Source organism: Actinomadura roseirufa, from assembly GCF_900659635.1.
Classification (GTDB): Bacteria; Actinomycetota; Actinomycetes; order Streptosporangiales; family Streptosporangiaceae; genus Spirillospora; species Spirillospora roseirufa.
The window spans coordinates 1-16543 of record NZ_CAACVB010000175.1 but is presented as its reverse complement, the minus strand read 5'-3'; the positions used below and the strand labels follow the sequence as shown (position 1 = coordinate 16543).

Below are 16543 nucleotides of genomic sequence, written 5' to 3'. Positions count from 1 at the left end.
GCCAGCACGCCCGCCGCCGCGGCCGCCGCGGCGGCGCGCGGGCCGGGGCTCCGCAGGATGAGGGCGGCGAGGCCCACCGCCAGGAGCAGGGACACCGTGCCGAGGGCGCCGCCCGCCCACGGCAGGGTCGCGTACGGGAGGGCCGCCGCGGTGCGGGCGACCTGGACGATCCAGCCGGCCGCGATCCCCGCGGGCCACACCACGGCACGGGCGAGCGGCACGGAGACCGGGGCCGTGACGGCGCCGAGCGCGCCGAGGAGCGTGGCGGGCGCCACGGCGGGCGCGGCCAGCAGGTTCGCGAACACCGACACGACGCCGACCTCCCCGGAGAGCATCACCAGGACCGGTGCCACGGCGACCTGTGCGGCGGCCGCGACCGCGAGGGCGTCCGCGAGCGGGCCGGGCAGCCGCCGTGCGAGGCGCTCGCGCCAGGGCGGTGCCAGCACCAGCAGGCCCGCGGTCGCCAGCACCGAGAGCGCGAACCCCGCCGAGCGGGCCAGCGTCGGATCGGCCAGGACGAGCAGCAGGACCGCCGCGCCGAGGGCGGGGAGCCCGCGGCGCTCCCGCCCGGTGAGCAGCGCGAGAAGCCCGATCAGGCCCATGACGGCCGCGCGCAGCACGCTCGGCTCCGGCCGGGCGACCACGACGAACGCGACCACCGCGAGAGCGGCCAGGGGCGGGGCGCGCCGCCGTCCGAGCCCCATGGCCCGGCAGAGGCCGAGCACGGCGCCGATGACGATCGCGAGGTTGGCGCCCGACACCACCAGGAGGTGGGTGAGCCCGGCGGTCCGGAAGTCCTCGGCCAGCGCCGGGTCGAGGCGGGAGGTATCGCCGACGACCATGCCGGGCAGGACGCCGCGTTGATCGGGCGGGAGGCGGGCGACGGCCGCACGGAGCCCGGCCCGGACGTGCTCGGCGGCCCGCTGCGCGGCCGACGGCGGGCCGAGCATCGCCGGAGGACCGCGGACGATGACGACCGCGGCGAGCAGTTCGGCCCGCCGGGGCTCCAGGAACCGCCCGGCGAGCCGCACCCGCTGACTCGGCACGATCCCCAGCCAGTGCGTGTCGCCCGCGATCAGCAGCACCGGGACCCGCACCCGCACGCGCGCCACGGTCTCGGCCCGCGCACGCGCGATGATCATCGGTCGTCCGTGTCCGGGACGAGCCTGGGGGTCGCTCGTCACGACCACCTCCGCGACGGCCGAGCCGTGGTGGCGCGCGAGGTCACGGACCGGGCCGGTGCCGACGGCGGTCACGCGCAACGCCACCCCGCCCGCGGAGGCGGCCGCGCACGCCAGGACCACCCCGCCGAGCAGCCGCGGCGAGGCCAACGGCGCACCGGCCGGGCGTATGACCCGCTGGAGGAACTCCCGCGAGGCGCCCATAGCGCCCGGCATCGCATCAAGCCGGAGGACCCGGGCCGCTCGACGTCCAAGCGCGGGCAGAAATCTTCCTGGGAGGCCGGCTCTCGTAGTCGTGGAGGGGCGCTCTGGGAGGGGCTGGTTCTGGTCGGTGCGAGGTGTCGTGGTGAGGAGGTAGAGACAGGCCGCTGTCGCTGCGGCGGCCAGGGTGTAGGTGACGGCGGATGGAAGGCCGACCGCGAGGGCGGCGGTGACCCAGGCCGCCAGGGCCGGGGCCAGCAGGCGGACGTCGGAGGGGGTCATACGCGCACCATCGGCCGCAGTTCGGAGAAGCGGCGGGCACCGATGCCGTCGACCTCCTGAAGCTGGTCGACGGAGCGGAAGGGGCCGTGCTGCGTGCGGTAGTCGACGATGCGCTGGGCGAGGACGGGACCGACTCCGGGAAGCTGGTCGAGCTGGGCGGCGGTGGCCGCGTTGAGATCGACCGGCGTGCCGGCCGGGGCGCCGGCCGGCACGCCGGGGGCGGGCGGGGACGTGCCGGGTTCCGGTGGGGGCGGCCGTATGCCGACCGGGATCTGCTCGCCGTCCACGACCTTGCGGGCGAGGTTGAGGGTGCCGGTCGCGGCGCCGGGACGGACCCCTCCCGCGGCCTTGATCGCCTCGGAGATGCGCGAGCCTGGCGGAAGGGTGATCACGCCGGGGTGCCTGACCTTGCCGAGGACATGGACGACGACGGTGCCGCCCGTGCCGACGCCGCCCGCCGTGGCGCCGCCACCGGTGGTGGGCGGACCGGACGCGGGTGACGAACCCGCGACGAGCGCCGGGCCGGAGAGGGAGCCGGTGAGGGGGCCGGGGGGCGGATCAGGGCGCGGGCGGGCCAGCCAGAGGTAGCCGCCGGCGGCCAGGGCGGCGATCGCGGCGACGAGCACGAGGACGCGGGCACCGGCCCGTTCCCCACGCAGGCGGACGGAGTGGCCGGTGAGGGACGGCTTCGGACGATCCGTGGCGGGTCTCATGCCGCCGACGGTAGGCAGGGCCGCAGGGCACCGAAGGGACGTTCAGGAACTGTGGATAACTTCGGGGGCCGGCGCGACCCGCTCGTTTCAACCGCCCCCATTCGCCATCCTGACGGCGCCTGCCCCTCCCCCGCCGGATCAGAACGGAGCCGGGGAGAGCACGAAGGCGGGCGGAGCGCTCAGCGCACGGAGTTGGGCAGAACTCACCGAGCATGAAGCCGGGGGCGGCCTAGCCGAGGGCGGCCTAGCCGGGGAGGACTCGGTGGGGCCAAGGCGTCTGTGGGCGGGGTGGCTTGGCGTGGGGAGGGAGTCGTTCCCACCGGCCGGACGGGGCGTCGCGGCCGGTGGGAGGGACGGGCGTCAGGGCTGGACGGGCATGCCGCCGCGCCAGACCCGGAGGGCGCGCAGGCCGAACGCCCACGCGAAGGCGCCTTCGTGGTCGGCGTCCCACAGGACGATGTCGGCGAGCATGCCCGGGGCGAGCGAGCCGCGGTCGCCGACGCGGAGGGCGGCGGCACCGCCGAGGGTGGCGGCGCGCAGGGCCTCGGTGACGCTGAGGCCGAACATCGCGACCGACAGCCCGATGACGAGGGGCATGGACGTGATGCCGCACTGGCCGGGGTTGTGGTCGGTGCCGAGCGCGACGGTGACGCCGCGGTCGAGCATCTGCCGGACGGGTGCCGGCGGGCGGCTGCTGTTGAGGGCGCTGCCGGGGCAGACCGTCGCGGTGACGCCCGCGTGGGCGAGCGCCTTGATGTCGTCGTCGTTGGCCTGGGTGAGGAGGTCGGCGGAGGCGCAGCCGACCTCGGCGGCGACCTGCGCGGCGCCGATGCGCTCGTTGGCGCAGGCGTGCATGCGGGCCTTCAGCCCGGCGCGCTTGCCGGTGAGCAGGAGGGCGCGTGCCTCCTCGGCGGTGAAGTGGCCCTCGTCGCAGTAGACGTCGATGCTGTCGGCGCCCGCGATGGCGGCGTCGCCGGCCCAGAGCCGGACGGCCTCGATGTAGTCGCGGCGGCGGCCGAAGAACTCGGGCGGCAGGATGTGCGCGGCGAGGAACGTCGCGTGGATGCGGGGCATGGACGGCTCGCCCTCGAGCGAACGCAGCATGCGGATGTCGGCGAGTTCGCCGTCGCGGGTGAGGTGGTAGCCGGTCTTGGCCTCGACGGTGGTGGTGCCGGCGAGGATCCACTGCCGGAGCCGCTCGCGGACGCCGTTGCACAGCGTCCAGGGGTCGGTTCCCCGGGTGACCGTCACGGTGGAGTTGACGCCGCCGCCCGCGGCCGCGATGGCCGAGTGGGACGAGCCGCTGGTGCGCATCGCCAGTTCGGCCCAGCGGTTGCCCGCGTAGACCGGGTGGGAGTGCGCGTCGATCAGGCCGGGTGTCACCAGGCCGCCGCCGAGGTTCTCCACGTGGTCGACGTCGACGATGTCGTCGATGATGCCGGGGACGCTCTGGGGCAGGTCGGAGGCGGGCCCGGCCCAGACGATCCGGTCGTCGTGGATGAGGACGGCGGCGTTGCTGCAGACGTCGGTGCCCGTCCAGAGCCTGCCGATGTTCGTCAACAGCCGTACCGTCATAGGGTCACCGACCTGGGTGGAGCAAAGCGCCGTGCGGCGCGGATTCGGACGCCATGGGGTTGGCCACCTGCTCTCGATCCGAAACGCCGACTGGGTGCCGGCGATTCACCGTTGGAGGGTCGGGTGGCCGGGCAGGCCACCCCGAGCAACGAGACCGGAGATATCGGTTTCGTCACGGTAGTGCACTGAAGGCCCGCCCGACAACCTCTGGTCGTCGAACGCCTCCGCCCCGGCGATGGTTCCGGGGGGCCGGACGGTCCGATCCCGGTGGCACGGGTGTCGGCACTGGTCAACCGGCTGGGCGCCGGCCGACCGGGCGGGCATGGTCGCGGCACGGTCCGCACGCCATGAAAGTCCCGGTCGCAGCGCATCGACAGCCATCACCCCGCCCTTAGCTCTACGACCGTACGGATTTCAACGGAGCCGTCAAGCCAAATGGGGAAGCTGTCACCGTTCGGCGACCTGGATCATGACGGAACCCGTATCCGGACGCAACCGCGCCCGAATTTCGGACCAACCGCGAATCGCTGACCGGCCTAGACCACACCGGCCCCGCGTCCCGGCGGGGACGCGGGGCCGGAGAGCGGGACGCGTCAGGCGGTCGTGGCGGTCTCGTACCGGGACAGTTCTCCGGCGAGGTCGCCCGGGACGCGGGCATGCAGCAGCGTGCCCTCGGCGCCGTGCTCCTGCTTGAGCACCTCGCCGCGCTCGTGCACCTGCGCGACCAGGTCGCCCCGTTCGTAGGGCAGCAGGACGCGCAGCTCGCTCTCGAGGCCGGGCAGGGCGCTCTCGATCGCCGCGCGGAGCTCCTCGACGCCGAACCCGGTGCGGGCGGACACGACGACGCTGTTCGGCTCGCGGCGCTGGAGGCGGGCGAGGGCGAGGTCGTCGGCCGCGTCGGCCTTGTTGATCACGACGAGCTCGGGGATCGCGTCGGCGTCGATCTCGCGCAGCACCTCGCGGACGGCGTCGAGCTGCGCCTCGGGGTCGGGGTCGGAGCCGTCCACGACGTGCAGGACGAGCCCCGCGTCGGTGACCTCCTCCAGCGTCGAGCGGAACGCCTCGACGAGCTGGTGGGGCAGGTGCCGGACGAACCCGACCGTGTCGGCCAGGGTGTAGGCGCGGCCGCCGGGCGTCTCGGCGCGCCGGACGGTCGGGTCGAGGGTGGCGAACAGCGCGTTCTCCACCAGCACCCCGGCGCCGGTCAGCCGGTTGAGCAGGGACGACTTGCCCGCGTTGGTGTAGCCGGCGATGGCGACGGCGGGCACCTCGTTGCGGCGCCGCTCGCCGCGCTTGGTGTCGCGGGCCTTGGACATCTCGCCGATCTGCCGGCGCAGCTTGGCCATCCGGGTCCGGATCCGCCGCCGGTCCAGCTCGATCTTGGTCTCGCCGGGGCCGCGGCCGCCGATGCCGACGCCGCCCGCGGCGCGCCCGCCGACCTGCCGGGACAGGTTGCCGCCCCAGCCGCGCAGGCGGGGCAGCAGGTAGTTCAGCTGGGCGAGCTCCACCTGGGCCTTGCCCTCGCGGCTCTTGGCGTGCTGGGCGAAGATGTCCAGGATCAGCGCGGTCCGGTCGATCACCTTGACCTGGACGGTCTCCTCCAGGTGGCGCAGCTGGCTCGGGGCCAGCTCGCCGTCGCAGATGACGGTGTCGGCGCCGGTCGCGATGACGACGTCGCGCAGCTCCGCGGCCTTGCCGGAGCCGATGTAGGTGGCCGGGTCGGGACGGGACCGGCGCTGGACGAGGCCCTCGAGCACCTCCGAGCCGGCGGTCTCGGCGAGCAGGGCCAGCTCGCGCAGGGAGTTCTCGGCCATCTCGGCCGTGCCCTCGGTCCATACGCCGACGAGGACGACCCGCTCCAGCCGCAGGGCTCGGTACTCGACCTCGGTGACGTCGGTCAGCTCGGTGGACAGGCCGGCGACGCGGCGCAGGGCCCGCCGGTCCTCGAGGTCGAGCTCCCCCGTCATCGGTTCGAGCTCGGGCTCGTGGGGACTGTGGTCTGCAGAGAAAGGTTGAGTCATATGTCCTCTGTTGAACGCCGCCGGGCGGCCGTGTCTTCCCGCCGATGGTCTCACGGGCCGTCCGGCGAGGTCACGCGAATATGGGCCGCCGCCGCGCGGGCCGCCCCCCTTTGACCGGCCTCCGCCCCGCCAAGTAGCGTTCTCCACGTAACAGAAGTGAAATTTCGCTATACGAAAGGGCAGGGCTGATGACCGGACTGGAGGGCGTCGAGGTGGCCGGTCCCCTCGGCGAGCGGTACGCGGAGATCCTGACGCCCGGGGCGCTCGCCCTGCTCGCCGGCCTGCAGCGCGAGCTCGGCGGCCGGCGCGCCGAGCTGCTGGCGGCCCGCGCCGAGCGGCAGCGGCGGCTGTCGGAGGGCGGGACGCTGGACTTCCCCGCCGAGACGGCGGGCGTGCGCGCCGACGAGACCTGGCGCGTCGCCGCGCCCGCGCCGGGGCTGGAGGACCGCCGGGTCGAGATCACCGGCCCGACGGACCGGAAGATGACGATCAACGCGCTGAACTCGGGCGCGAAGGTGTGGCTGGCCGACTTCGAGGACGCCAACACCCCGCTGTGGACGAACATGATCGAGGGGCAGCTCAACCTGCGCGACGCCCTCGACCGGACGATCGACTTCACCGACGCCGCGACCGGTAAGTCCTACGCGCTCAAGGACGACGCCGAGCTCGCCACCATCGTCGTCCGCCCGCGCGGATGGCACATGGAGGAGAAGCACCTGCTCGTCGACGGCGAGCCCATGTCCGCCTCGCTGTTCGACTTCGGCCTGTACTTCTTCCACTGCGCGCGCCGCCAGGTCGCCAAGGGCAGGGGCCCCTACTTCTACCTGCCGAAGATGGAGAGCCACCTTGAGGCGCGGCTCTGGAACGACGCCTTCAACCAGGCGCAGGACGATCTGGAGATCCCGCGCGGCACCATCCGCGCGACCGTGCTGATCGAGACGATCCCGGCCGCGTTCGAGATGGAGGAGATCCTCTACGAGCTGCGCGACCACTCCGCGGGCCTGAACGCCGGCCGCTGGGACTACCTCTTCTCGGTGATCAAGAAGTTCCGGGACCGGGGGCCGGAGTTCGTCCTGCCCGAGCGCAACGCGATCACGATGACCGCGCCGTTCATGCGCGCCTACACCGAGCTGCTCGTCCGGACGTGCCACCGGCGCGGCGCGCACGCGATCGGCGGGATGGCGGCGTTCATCCCGTCCCGCCGGGACGAGGAGGTCAACAAGATCGCGCTGGAGAAGGTGCGGGCGGACAAGACCCGCGAGTCCGGCGACGGCTTCGACGGGTCCTGGGTCGCCCACCCCGACCTGGTGCCGGTGTGCCGCGAGGTGTTCGACGGCGTGCTCGGCGACCGGCCGAACCAGCGCGAGCGGCAGCGCGAGGACGTGAAGGTCGGCGCGTCCGACCTGCTGAACGTGGCCGCCACGCCCGGGGACATCACCGAGGCCGGGCTGCGCAACAACATCGACGTCGCGCTGCGCTACCTCGCCACCTGGCTGGACGGGGCGGGCGCGGTCGCGATCCACAACCTGATGGAGGACGCCGCCACCGCCGAGATCTCGCGATCCCAGGTGTGGCAGTGGATCTACAACGGGATCTCGCTCAAGGACGGGCCGAAGGTCACCAGGGAGCTCGTGGAGCAGATCCTGGACGAGGAGCTCGCCGGCATCCGCGCCGAGCTCGGCGACAGGTTCAACGAGCCGCGCTATGAGCAGGCCGTGGCCCTGTTCAAGGAGGTCACTTTGGCCGACGAGTACTCGGAGTTCCTCACCACTCCCGCGTACGAGCGCATGCCCTGAGCCCGAGCGCGACGGTGGTCCGCCCTCTCCGGGCGGGCCGCCTTGCCGCCGGGACGTCGCGCGCCCCGGTCTTGCGGCCGTTCAAGGCTCGGGAGGATGGTGGAAGCGATGGATTCGGAACTCCGGACGCTCGCCCTGCGCCTCGAGGCGCTGCTCGGCTCCGACCGGGTCGTCACCGACCCGGTGCGGCTGCGGACCTACGACTGTGACGGCCTGGCCAACCACCGGGCGACGCCCGGGATCGTCGTCCTGCCCGGCTCCGCCGAGCAGGTCGCCGCGATCGTGCGGGCCTGTGTCGCCGCGGGGGTCCCGTACGTGGCGCGCGGCTCGGGGACCGGGCTGTCGGGCGGCGCGCTGCCCCGCGCGGACGGCGTGCTGATCGTCACCGCGCGGATGCGCCGGATCGTCGAGCTGGACGTGCCGAACCGGCGCGCCGTGGTGGAACCCGGCGTGATCAACCTGGACGTCTCGCGGGCGGCCCGGCCGCACGGCCTCTACTTCGCGCCCGACCCGTCCAGCCAGCAGATCTGCTCGGTGGGCGGGAACGTCGCGGAGAACTCCGGCGGCGCGCACTGCCTGAAGTACGGCTTCACCGCGCACCACGTGCTGGCCTGCGAGATCGTCACGCCGGACGGCGAGCTGGTGGAGCTGGCGGCCGGCGACCCGGGTTACGACCTGCTGGGGGTGTTCGTCGGCGCGGAGGGCACGCTCGGCGTCACCACCAAGATCACGGTGCGGCTGACGCGGCTGCCCGAGACCGTCCGGACGCTGCTGGCGGCGTTCGGCTCGGTCGAGGCGGGCGGCGCGGCCGTGTCGGCGATCATCGCCGCGGGGGTGGTGCCGGCGGCGATCGAGATGATGGACGCGTTGTCGATCGAGGCGGCCGAGGCCGCGGTGCGCTGCTCCTACCCGCCCGGCGCGGGCGCGGTGCTGATCGTGGAGCTGGACGGCCCCGGGCCCGAGGTCGCGGCGCAGTTCGCCGACGTGGAGCGGATGTGCCGGGACGCGGGCGCGTTCGAGGTCCGGGTCGCCGCCGGCGACGCCGAGCGGGCGCTGATCTGGAAGGGCCGCAAGTCGGCGTTCGCGGCGGTCGGCCGCATCAGCCCCGCCTACCTCGTGCAGGACGGCGTCATCCCGCGGACGGCGCTGCCGCGCGTGCTGGCGCGCATCGACGAGCTGTCGGCCGAGTCCGGCGTGCGGGTCGCGAACGTCTTCCACGCGGGCGACGGCAATCTGCACCCGCTGGTCCTGTTCGACGACGCCGAGGAGGGCGCGGCCGAGCGGGCGGAGACGGTCTCGGGCGCGATCCTGGATCTGTGCATCGAGCACGGCGGGTCCATCACCGGCGAGCACGGCGTCGGCGTGGACAAGGCCCGCTACATGCCCCGCATGTTCTCCGACACCGACCTGGACACGATGCAGATGGTCCGGTGCGGTTTCGACCCCGCGGGATTGTGCAATCCGGGGAAGGTCTTCCCCACTCCGCGGCTGTGCGGCGAGGTCCCCGGCTTCAGGAAGGGTCCCCACCCGTTCGAGGGAAAGGCGGACATCTTCTGATGCGACCGTTGGATTCGCTGGCGAAGGTGTGCGGAGACGTCCGTCCCGGCGAGCCCGCCGAAGGGGTGTTGGGCGTGGTGCCCAGCTTGGTCGCCGCTCCCAGGACGGTGGCGGAGGCAGCCGACGTCATGCGCGTCGCCGCCGAGCTGGAGTTGTCGGTCGTGCCGCGTGGTGCCGAGACCAGGCTCGACTGGGGGGCGCCTCCACGACGGTGCGATCTGCTCGTGGACACCTATCGGCTCGATGCGCTGGTCGAGCACGTGTCCGGTGACCTGGTGGTGAAGGCTCAGGCGGGGATGCCGCTGGACCGGCTGGGCGAAACGCTCGCCGACCATGGCCAGCGGCTCGCACTGGACGTCCCTCTGCCCGGTTCCACCGTGGGGGGCACGATCGCCACGGGTGCGGCCGGGCCGCTCCGCTCGCTGTACGGGACGCCCCGTGACCTGATCATCGGGCTCACGATCGTCCGGGCCGACGGCCGGGTCGCGCGGTCCGGCGGCAAGGTCGTCAAGAACGTCGCCGGCTACGACCTGGGCCGCCTCTTCTGTGGCTCGTTCGGCACGCTGGGACTCATCGTCGAGGCGACGTTCCGCCTGCACCCGCTGCCGGCGGCCCGAGCCTGGGTGACGCGCGCCGTCGGCGGCCCCGACGAGGCGTACGAGGCCGTGCAGTCCGTCCTGCACTCCCCTGTGGCACCGAGTGCAGTCGAGTACCTCAGCCCAGGGGTCGTCGGGGTCCTCCTGGAAGGCGTACCTGAGGGCGTGTCCGCGCGCGCGCAGCAGACCACCGACCTTCTCGGTGGCGAGGCTCGAACATCGGAGTCCGCTCCACAAGGGTGGGGCGAGTACCCGGTCGGCACGACCCTCATCGACGTCACCGCCCCTCCTACGGCCCTTTCCCCCATGCTCACCGTGTTGGAGAACGTGCCGGGAGCGGGAGAACCCGTCACCGTCACCTGGAGCGGCAGCGGCAACGGCCACGTGGGCCTGCCCGCCGGGCTCGCACCGGCCGAGGCCGCCGGCGTCCTGACCGCGCTCCGAGCCGTCCTGGCGCGGTACAGAGGGGTCGCCGTCGTCCGCTACGCCCCCCGGGACGTACGCGACGAACTCGACTTCTGGGGGCCGGTGCCGCCCATGGCCCTCATGCGGCGGGTCAAGGACCAGTTCGATCCCGATCACCGGCTGTCCCCCGGCCGGTTCGTGGGAGGAATCTGATGGGCGCCCAAGACGATCTCCCGGACCTGCTCGGCGACTGCGTGCACTGCGGTTTCTGCCTGCCGACGTGCCCCACGTACGTGCTGTGGGGCGAGGAGATGGACTCGCCGCGCGGCCGGATCCACCTGATGCAGCAGCACGCGGACGGGGAACCGCTCAGCGGCCCCATGGTCGAGCACTTCGACCGCTGCCTGGGCTGCATGGCCTGCGTGCCGGCGTGCCCGTCCGGGGTTCAGTACGACCGCCTCATAGAGATGACCAGAGCCGATGTGGAGCGTGAGCACCCGCGTCCACTCCAGGAGAGGCTGATCCGAGAGGCGATCTTCCGGCTCTTCCCCTATAGGCGGCGGCTGCGTGCCCTGCGCGGACCACTGCGCGCCTACCAGCGCACCGGTCTCGACCGGCTCGTCCGCCGCACCGGCGTGCTGGAACGCCTCTCTCCGTCCCTGGCCGCGATGGAGCGGCTCACCCCGCCACTGGGCAGGACGCCCAGGCTGCCCGGACGCGTCACCGCGCGGGGGACGCGCCGCGCCACCGTCGGCATGCTGACCGGGTGCGTGCAGGGCGAGTTCTTCCCGGGGGTCAACGCCGCCACCGCACGCGTCCTGGCGCTGGAGGGATGCGACGTGGTGATCCCGCGCGGGCAGGGCTGCTGCGGCGCGCTGTCGCTGCACTCCGGACGCGAGGAGGAGGCCCGTGCCTTCGCCCGCCGGACCGTCGAGACGTTCGAGTCCGCCGACGTCGTCGTGGTGAACGCCGCGGGCTGCGGGTCGGCGATGAAGGACTACCGGACGCTGCTCGCCGACGACCCCGCCTGGGCGCGGCGCGCGGACGCGCTGGCGGCCAGGACGCGCGACCTGGCGGAGTTCCTCGTCGAGCTCGGCCCGCGCGCCGAGCGCCGGCCGCTTCCGATCACGGTCGCCTACCACGACGCCTGCCACCTCGCCCACGCGCAGGGTGTCCGCGACCAGCCGCGCGCCCTGCTGGAGGGCGTCCCGGACCTGACCCTCCGGGAGATCGCCGATCCCGAGATCTGCTGCGGCTCGGCCGGGACCTACAACCTGCTCCAGCCGGAGGCCGCCGGGGCGCTCGGCGACCGCAAGGCCGAGAGCGTGGCCGCGACCGGCGCCGAGCTGCTGGTCGCCGCCAACCCGGGCTGCACCCTGCAGATCACCACCGCGCTGCGCCGCCGCGGCGCGGACCTCGCGGTCGCGCACACCGCCGAGGTGCTGGACGCGTCGCTGCGCGGTCTCGGCCGCGCCGCACTCCTGGGGCACGACTCCTCGCCGACCGGCGCGTGATGGGGAGGCTAGGCGGGGTTCCTGAAGCCGATGTCCTGATAGGCGGGTTCAAGGAAGCCGCAGGCGCCCATGTTGGCGAGGTCCGCGCGCACGGCCACCAGCTGGGGGCGCTGGTAGAGCGGCAGCACGAACGCCTCCCGCCAGACGAGCCGGTCCACCTCGTTGGCGAGGACGTGGGTCTTCGCCGGGTCGACCTCCGCGATCGCCCTGTCCAAAGCCGCGTTGATCGCCGCCGTCCCCGCGCGTGAGTAGTTCTGCTGGATCCGGTCGCCGTGGGGACGCGCGAAGACCGATTTCATCGGCGACACCGGGAACGCCGTGCCCAGCCAGGAGAACGGGACGATGTCGAAGTTCCCGGGCGTGACGTAGTGGTCGAAGACGTCATCGGCGGGGACGGGCTCGATATCCACCCGGACGCCCACGCGTTCGAGCAGCGCGCGCGCCAGTTCCCCCTCCTGCTTCCCCCCTGGGACTCCGGACGGGATCACGAACCGCAAGGCCAGGACCCGTCCGGCCTTGGCACGGTACCGGCCGCGCCTGGCCCATCCCGCCTCGTCCAGGAGACGGTTCGACCGTGCGGGGTCGTAGCGGCCGAGTTCCGCCGAGTTGTCCAGGTAGCCATCCTGGGTGTTGACGAAGAAGTGGTTGCCGAGGGTCTGGACGGGGACGTTCAGGCCGGACAGGTCGGATCGGGCGATCGCCCCCCGGTCGATGCCGAGCATGACGGCGCGCCGCACCCGCGCGTCGGACAGGACGGGTCCGGCCGCGTTGAAGGTGAAGTGACGCCAGTCCGGGCCGCCGGCCCTGCGCACGGCGGCCCCGGGGACCTTCATGGCCCGCCTCAGGGCGCCCGCGTCGAGGCCGATGTCCATCAGGTCGATCTCGTTGTTGGCGAACGCGCCGGGCATCGCGCTGGTGTCGAGCGCCCGGTAGACGATCCGGTCGAGCTTGGCGGGCGCGCCCCACCAGGCGGGGTCGCGGACCATGGTGACGGTCTTGGCCGTCTGGTCGATGCGCTGGAGCTTGAACGGCCCGGCCGTGACGGGCAGGCGGTCGACCCACCCCGTGTTGAAAGCCTCGGGCCCGGTGTAGGCGGACGCGGGATAAAGAGGGCTGAACAGGCTCCGCCAGTCCGTGTACGTCCCTGCGAAGGTCACCCTGACCTCGTGCTCGTCGGCGCCGCGCTCGATCCGCTGGATCTGCCGGTACCCGGTGACGGTGGAGACCTGGTAGCGCGGGTCCTTGCCGGAAAGCGCGTGCGCCTGGGCGATGAAGTCGTGGTAGCCGACGGGCCGCCCGTCCGACCAGCGTGCACTGGGGTTGAGCCGGTAGGTGACGGTCTGACCGTGTCCGCCGCGCTTCAGCTCGGCGGATCGCAGGTACTCCGGGACGGGGTGCGGCACCGCCTTCTGGTCGGCGCGCATCAGGTACGGCAGAGCGCCCTGGACGACCTGCTCGACGACGCCCTTGGTCCCGTTGACGTGATTGAAGTTCCACTGTGTCGGGAACTCGGGGAGCGGCCATCGCAGCGTGCCGCCGTTGGTGACGCCGTCACGGGGCGTGGGGTTGGTGTCGGAGGCGGGGAGCCGCCCGGACGCGTACGTCCTGGTACCGCCGCGCCCCACCGCACCGCACCCTCCCGCTGTCAGAGACGCCAGGGCGAGGAAGGCGGCCACCGCCGCTCGCCCTGCCCGCTCTCCGGGCGTCACCGCTCCGCCCTCGCTCCGACGAGCGCATGGTGGCAGGCGACGCGCTGGTCGACGTCCTGGTGGGCGTTCGCCGGATGCAGTTCTGGGTCGTGTTCGTCGCATTGGCGGCTTTCGACGTCGGTGAGCGTGCCGTAGCGGGGGCAACGGGCACGGAAGCGGCACCCCGGGGGCGGGTCCGCGGGATCGGGCGGGTCGCCCTGCAAGAGGACGCGGCGGCGTCTGCGCTCCAGGTAGGGGTCGGGGAGCGGCACCGCGTCCAGCAGCGCGCGCGTGTACGGATGGGCCGGCCGTCCGTACACCGCGTCCACGGAGCCGATCTCCACGATGCGACCCAGGTACATGACGGCGACGCGGTCGGCGATCCGCCGGACGATCGCGAGGTCGTGCGCGACGAACAGGTAGGCGAGACCGAGACGGCTCCGCAGCTCCTCCAGCAGGTCCATGACCCCCGCCTGCACGGACACGTCCAGGGAGGCGACGGGCTCGTCCAGCAGCAGCAGGCGCGGCTCCAAGGCGAGGGCACGGGCGATGCCGACCCGCTGTCTCTGGCCGCCCGACAGGCCGTGGGGGTAACGGCCCGCGTGCCCCCTCTCCAGGCCCACGAGGTCCAGCAGTTCCCGGACACGACCGCCGGTCCCGAGACCGTGCGTGGTCAGCGGCTCGGCGAGGATGTCGGCGACGCGCATCCGGGGGTCGAGGGACGCGAACGGGTCCTGGAAGACGACCTGGACGTCGCGTCGCAGGGCCTTGCGGCGGGCCGTGCGCAGGGCCGCCGTGTCCTCGCCCAAGACCGTGACGCGGCCCCGCTGTGGGCGGGCCAGCCGCAGGATCTCCATGAGGGCCGTGGTCTTGCCGCAGCCCGACTCCCCCACCAGCGCGAGGGTCTCCCCCTCCCGGACGTCGAAGCCGATGCCGTCCACCGCGTGCACCGTGCCGGCCCGGCGCCGGAACAGCGTTCCCCTGTAGAGCGGATGGTGGCGGACGAGATCCTCCACCTCCAGCACGATGGGACGCTCGTGCCGGGGCGCGCGCGCGGACGCCGGTGCCGGGTACGCCCGGTCGCCGGGCGCGCTCAGGGAAGGGCGCCCGGACGCGCCGTCCGGCGCGTGGGCGGACGCGAAGACCTCCGCCGGATCCGCCGTGGCGACGGTGTTGACGCACGCCGCCACATGCCCGGCGGGGCCGACCAGGACGGGCTCCGGCTCACCGTCCGCGCACGCGCCGATGGCGACGGGGCAGCGCGGCAGGAACGGGCAGCGGGCGGGGTCGTCTCCGGACGGCGCGGCGACTGCCCGCCCGGTGGGGAAGGCGGGCCCGCCGCCCTCGTCCCTGGGAACCGGGACTCCCGTGCCCGGCGCCATCGCCGGGCCGTTGATGCGGGGCAGCGACTGGAGCAGCCCGATCGTGTACGGCATGCGAGGACGCCGGTAGATCTCGCCGACCGGCCCGGTCTCCACCCCACGGCCCGCGTACATCACCATGACGCGGTCGGCGAATCCCGCCACGACGCCGAGGTCGTGGGTGATGAGGACGATCGCGGCGCCGGTGGCCTCCTTCGCGACGCGCAGGACGTCCAGCACCTGCGCCTGGATCGTGACGTCAAGGGCGGTCGTCGGCTCGTCCGCGAGGATCGCCACCGGATCGTTGGCGATCGCCATGGCGATCATCACGCGCTGCCGCATGCCGCCGGAGAACTCGTGCGGGTACGCGCGCGCCCGCCGGGACGCCCCCGGTATGCCCACCAGATCGAGCAGCTCGACGGCCCGCGCGCGCGCCGCCGCCCGGGTCGCGCCCGCGTGGATCCGGATGGTCTCGGCGATCTGGTCGCCCACCGGATACACGGGCGTCAGGGCCGACAGCGGATCCTGGAACACCATCGCCAGGTCCTTGCCGCGTATGCGGGACAGTTCCGCGTCGGACCGTCCCAGCAGCTCGTCACCGCGCAACCGCACGGAGCCCGCCACGCGGGCGCCCGATGGCAGGAGCCCCATCACCGCGAGCGCCAGGGCCGTCTTCCCCGATCCCGACTCCCCGACGACGCCGAGCACCTCGCCCGCATCGACCGCGAAGTCCACCTCGTGCACCGCCCGCACGTCCGGCGGGAACACGACCCGCAGGCCGATGACCTCCAGGACGCTCACGGCTCACCACCGGGCCGGTGGGGGCGGGAGGCGGGGTCGAGGAGGTCGCGCAGGCCGTCCCCGAGAAGGTTCACGGCGAGGACGATGAGCACGAGCAGCCCCGCGGCCGACAGGAAGGGCCAGGGGCGGTCGGTCGCGGCCGGCCCGCCGTCGGCGATGAGCGTGCCGAGCGAGACGTCCGGCGGGCGGACGCCGAGCCCCAGGTAGGACAGGCCGCTCTCGGCGACGACCGCGACGCTGACGTTCAGGCCGGCGTCCACCACCAGCAGCGACGACAGCTGCGGCACGATGTGGCGCAGGACGACCCGCGGCCCGCTCACCCCGAGGAACCTCGCGGCCAGCACGTACTCGCGCTCGCGCAGCGAGATCGTCGCGGCCCGGACGACCCGGGCGGTGACCATCCACAGGAAGGCGGCCAGCAGCGGCACGAGCGCCGCGCCGCTCCCGCCGAGCCGGGGCGCCAGCACGGCGACGACGAGGAACGAGGGCAGCACGAGCAGCAGGTCGACGCCCCACATCAGCAGCCGGTCGGGCCAGCCGCCCGCGAAGCCCGCCACGGTGCCGACCACGGCGGCGAGGCCGGTCGAGAGCGCCGCGACGAGCAGGCCGGTCAGCAGGGACTTGCGCATCCCGCGCAGGGTCAGGGCGAACACGTCCCGGCCGCTCGGCGTCGTGCCGAGCCAGTGCCCTGCGGACGGGCCCTGCCGGAACGCGGTGAAGTCGGTGCCGTCCCAGGCCCACGGGGAGACGAGCGGCCCGGCGAACGCCAGCGCGAACAGGAGGACGAGCAGGGCCAGGCCCGCGACGGCGCGGCGGCTGCGCGCCAGCCGCCGCGCGTGCGCCGCGAACCCG

Annotated in this window: 11 protein-coding genes; 4 read left to right on the top strand and 7 right to left on the bottom strand. The window is 73.6% G+C overall.

Annotated elements, in window-relative coordinates; genetic code table 11:
* From E1291_RS28915 to hflX, 4 genes are all read right to left on the bottom strand, one after another.
* The coding region (locus E1291_RS28915) for a ComEC/Rec2 family competence protein (protein WP_242614436.1) at nt 1–1385 on the bottom strand (1385 nt) is incomplete at its 3' end.
* Between the two features lie 275 nt (nt 1386–1660).
* On the bottom strand, nt 1661–2377 hold the full coding sequence (locus tag E1291_RS28910; protein ID WP_131741240.1) for a ComEA family DNA-binding protein: 717 nt from the start codon (nt 2375–2377) through the stop codon (nt 1661–1663).
* A gap of 360 nt (nt 2378–2737) precedes the next feature.
* A complete protein-coding gene (gene hutI / locus E1291_RS28905) occupies nt 2738–3952 on the bottom strand; it encodes an imidazolonepropionase (RefSeq protein WP_131741239.1) in 1215 nt (404 codons plus the stop codon).
* A 593-nt stretch (nt 3953–4545) separates the two neighbouring features.
* A complete protein-coding gene (hflX, locus tag E1291_RS28900) occupies nt 4546–5973 on the bottom strand; it encodes a GTPase HflX (RefSeq protein ID WP_131741238.1) in 1428 nt (475 codons plus the stop codon).
* A gap of 188 nt (nt 5974–6161) precedes the next feature.
* On the opposite strand from hflX, the gene aceB reads away from it, so the two are divergent.
* The 4 genes from aceB to E1291_RS28880 all read left to right on the top strand — a co-directional run bounded on the left by aceB (nt 6162) and on the right by E1291_RS28880 (nt 11841).
* Entirely contained in the window at nt 6162–7769 is a 1608-nt protein-coding gene (gene aceB / locus E1291_RS28895; RefSeq protein WP_131741237.1) for a malate synthase A, read from the top strand.
* 108 nt (nt 7770–7877) lie between these two features.
* Complete coding sequence (locus tag E1291_RS28890) at nt 7878–9326, top strand: FAD-linked oxidase C-terminal domain-containing protein (RefSeq protein WP_131741236.1); 1449 nt, start codon at nt 7878–7880, stop codon at nt 9324–9326.
* A 74-nt stretch (nt 9327–9400) separates the two neighbouring features.
* Nucleotides 9401–10540, top strand: coding sequence for an FAD-binding oxidoreductase (locus E1291_RS28885; protein ID WP_242614435.1), 1140 nt, complete (start codon nt 9401–9403; stop codon nt 10538–10540).
* Nucleotides 10540–11841: a (Fe-S)-binding protein gene (locus tag E1291_RS28880; protein WP_131741234.1), complete on the top strand. Its 1302-nt coding sequence runs from the start codon at nt 10540–10542 to the stop codon at nt 11839–11841. The genes E1291_RS28885 and E1291_RS28880 overlap by 1 nt, the downstream gene beginning before the upstream one ends.
* A gap of 8 nt (nt 11842–11849) precedes the next feature.
* On the opposite strand, the gene E1291_RS28875 is transcribed toward E1291_RS28880, so the two are convergent.
* The 3 genes from E1291_RS28875 to E1291_RS28865 all read right to left on the bottom strand — a co-directional run.
* Nucleotides 11850–13466: an ABC transporter family substrate-binding protein gene (locus E1291_RS28875; protein ID WP_242614434.1), complete on the bottom strand. Its 1617-nt coding sequence runs from the start codon at nt 13464–13466 to the stop codon at nt 11850–11852.
* Nucleotides 13467–13546: 80 nt separating this feature from the next.
* Nucleotides 13547–15691, bottom strand: a complete 2145-nt coding sequence (locus E1291_RS28870; RefSeq protein ID WP_131741232.1) for a dipeptide ABC transporter ATP-binding protein — start codon at nt 15689–15691, stop codon at nt 13547–13549.
* Nucleotides 15688–16543 (bottom strand): ABC transporter permease (locus tag E1291_RS28865; protein WP_370771050.1); only part of this gene is annotated, 856 nt, incomplete at its 5' end. The genes E1291_RS28865 and E1291_RS28870, both read right to left, overlap by 4 nt.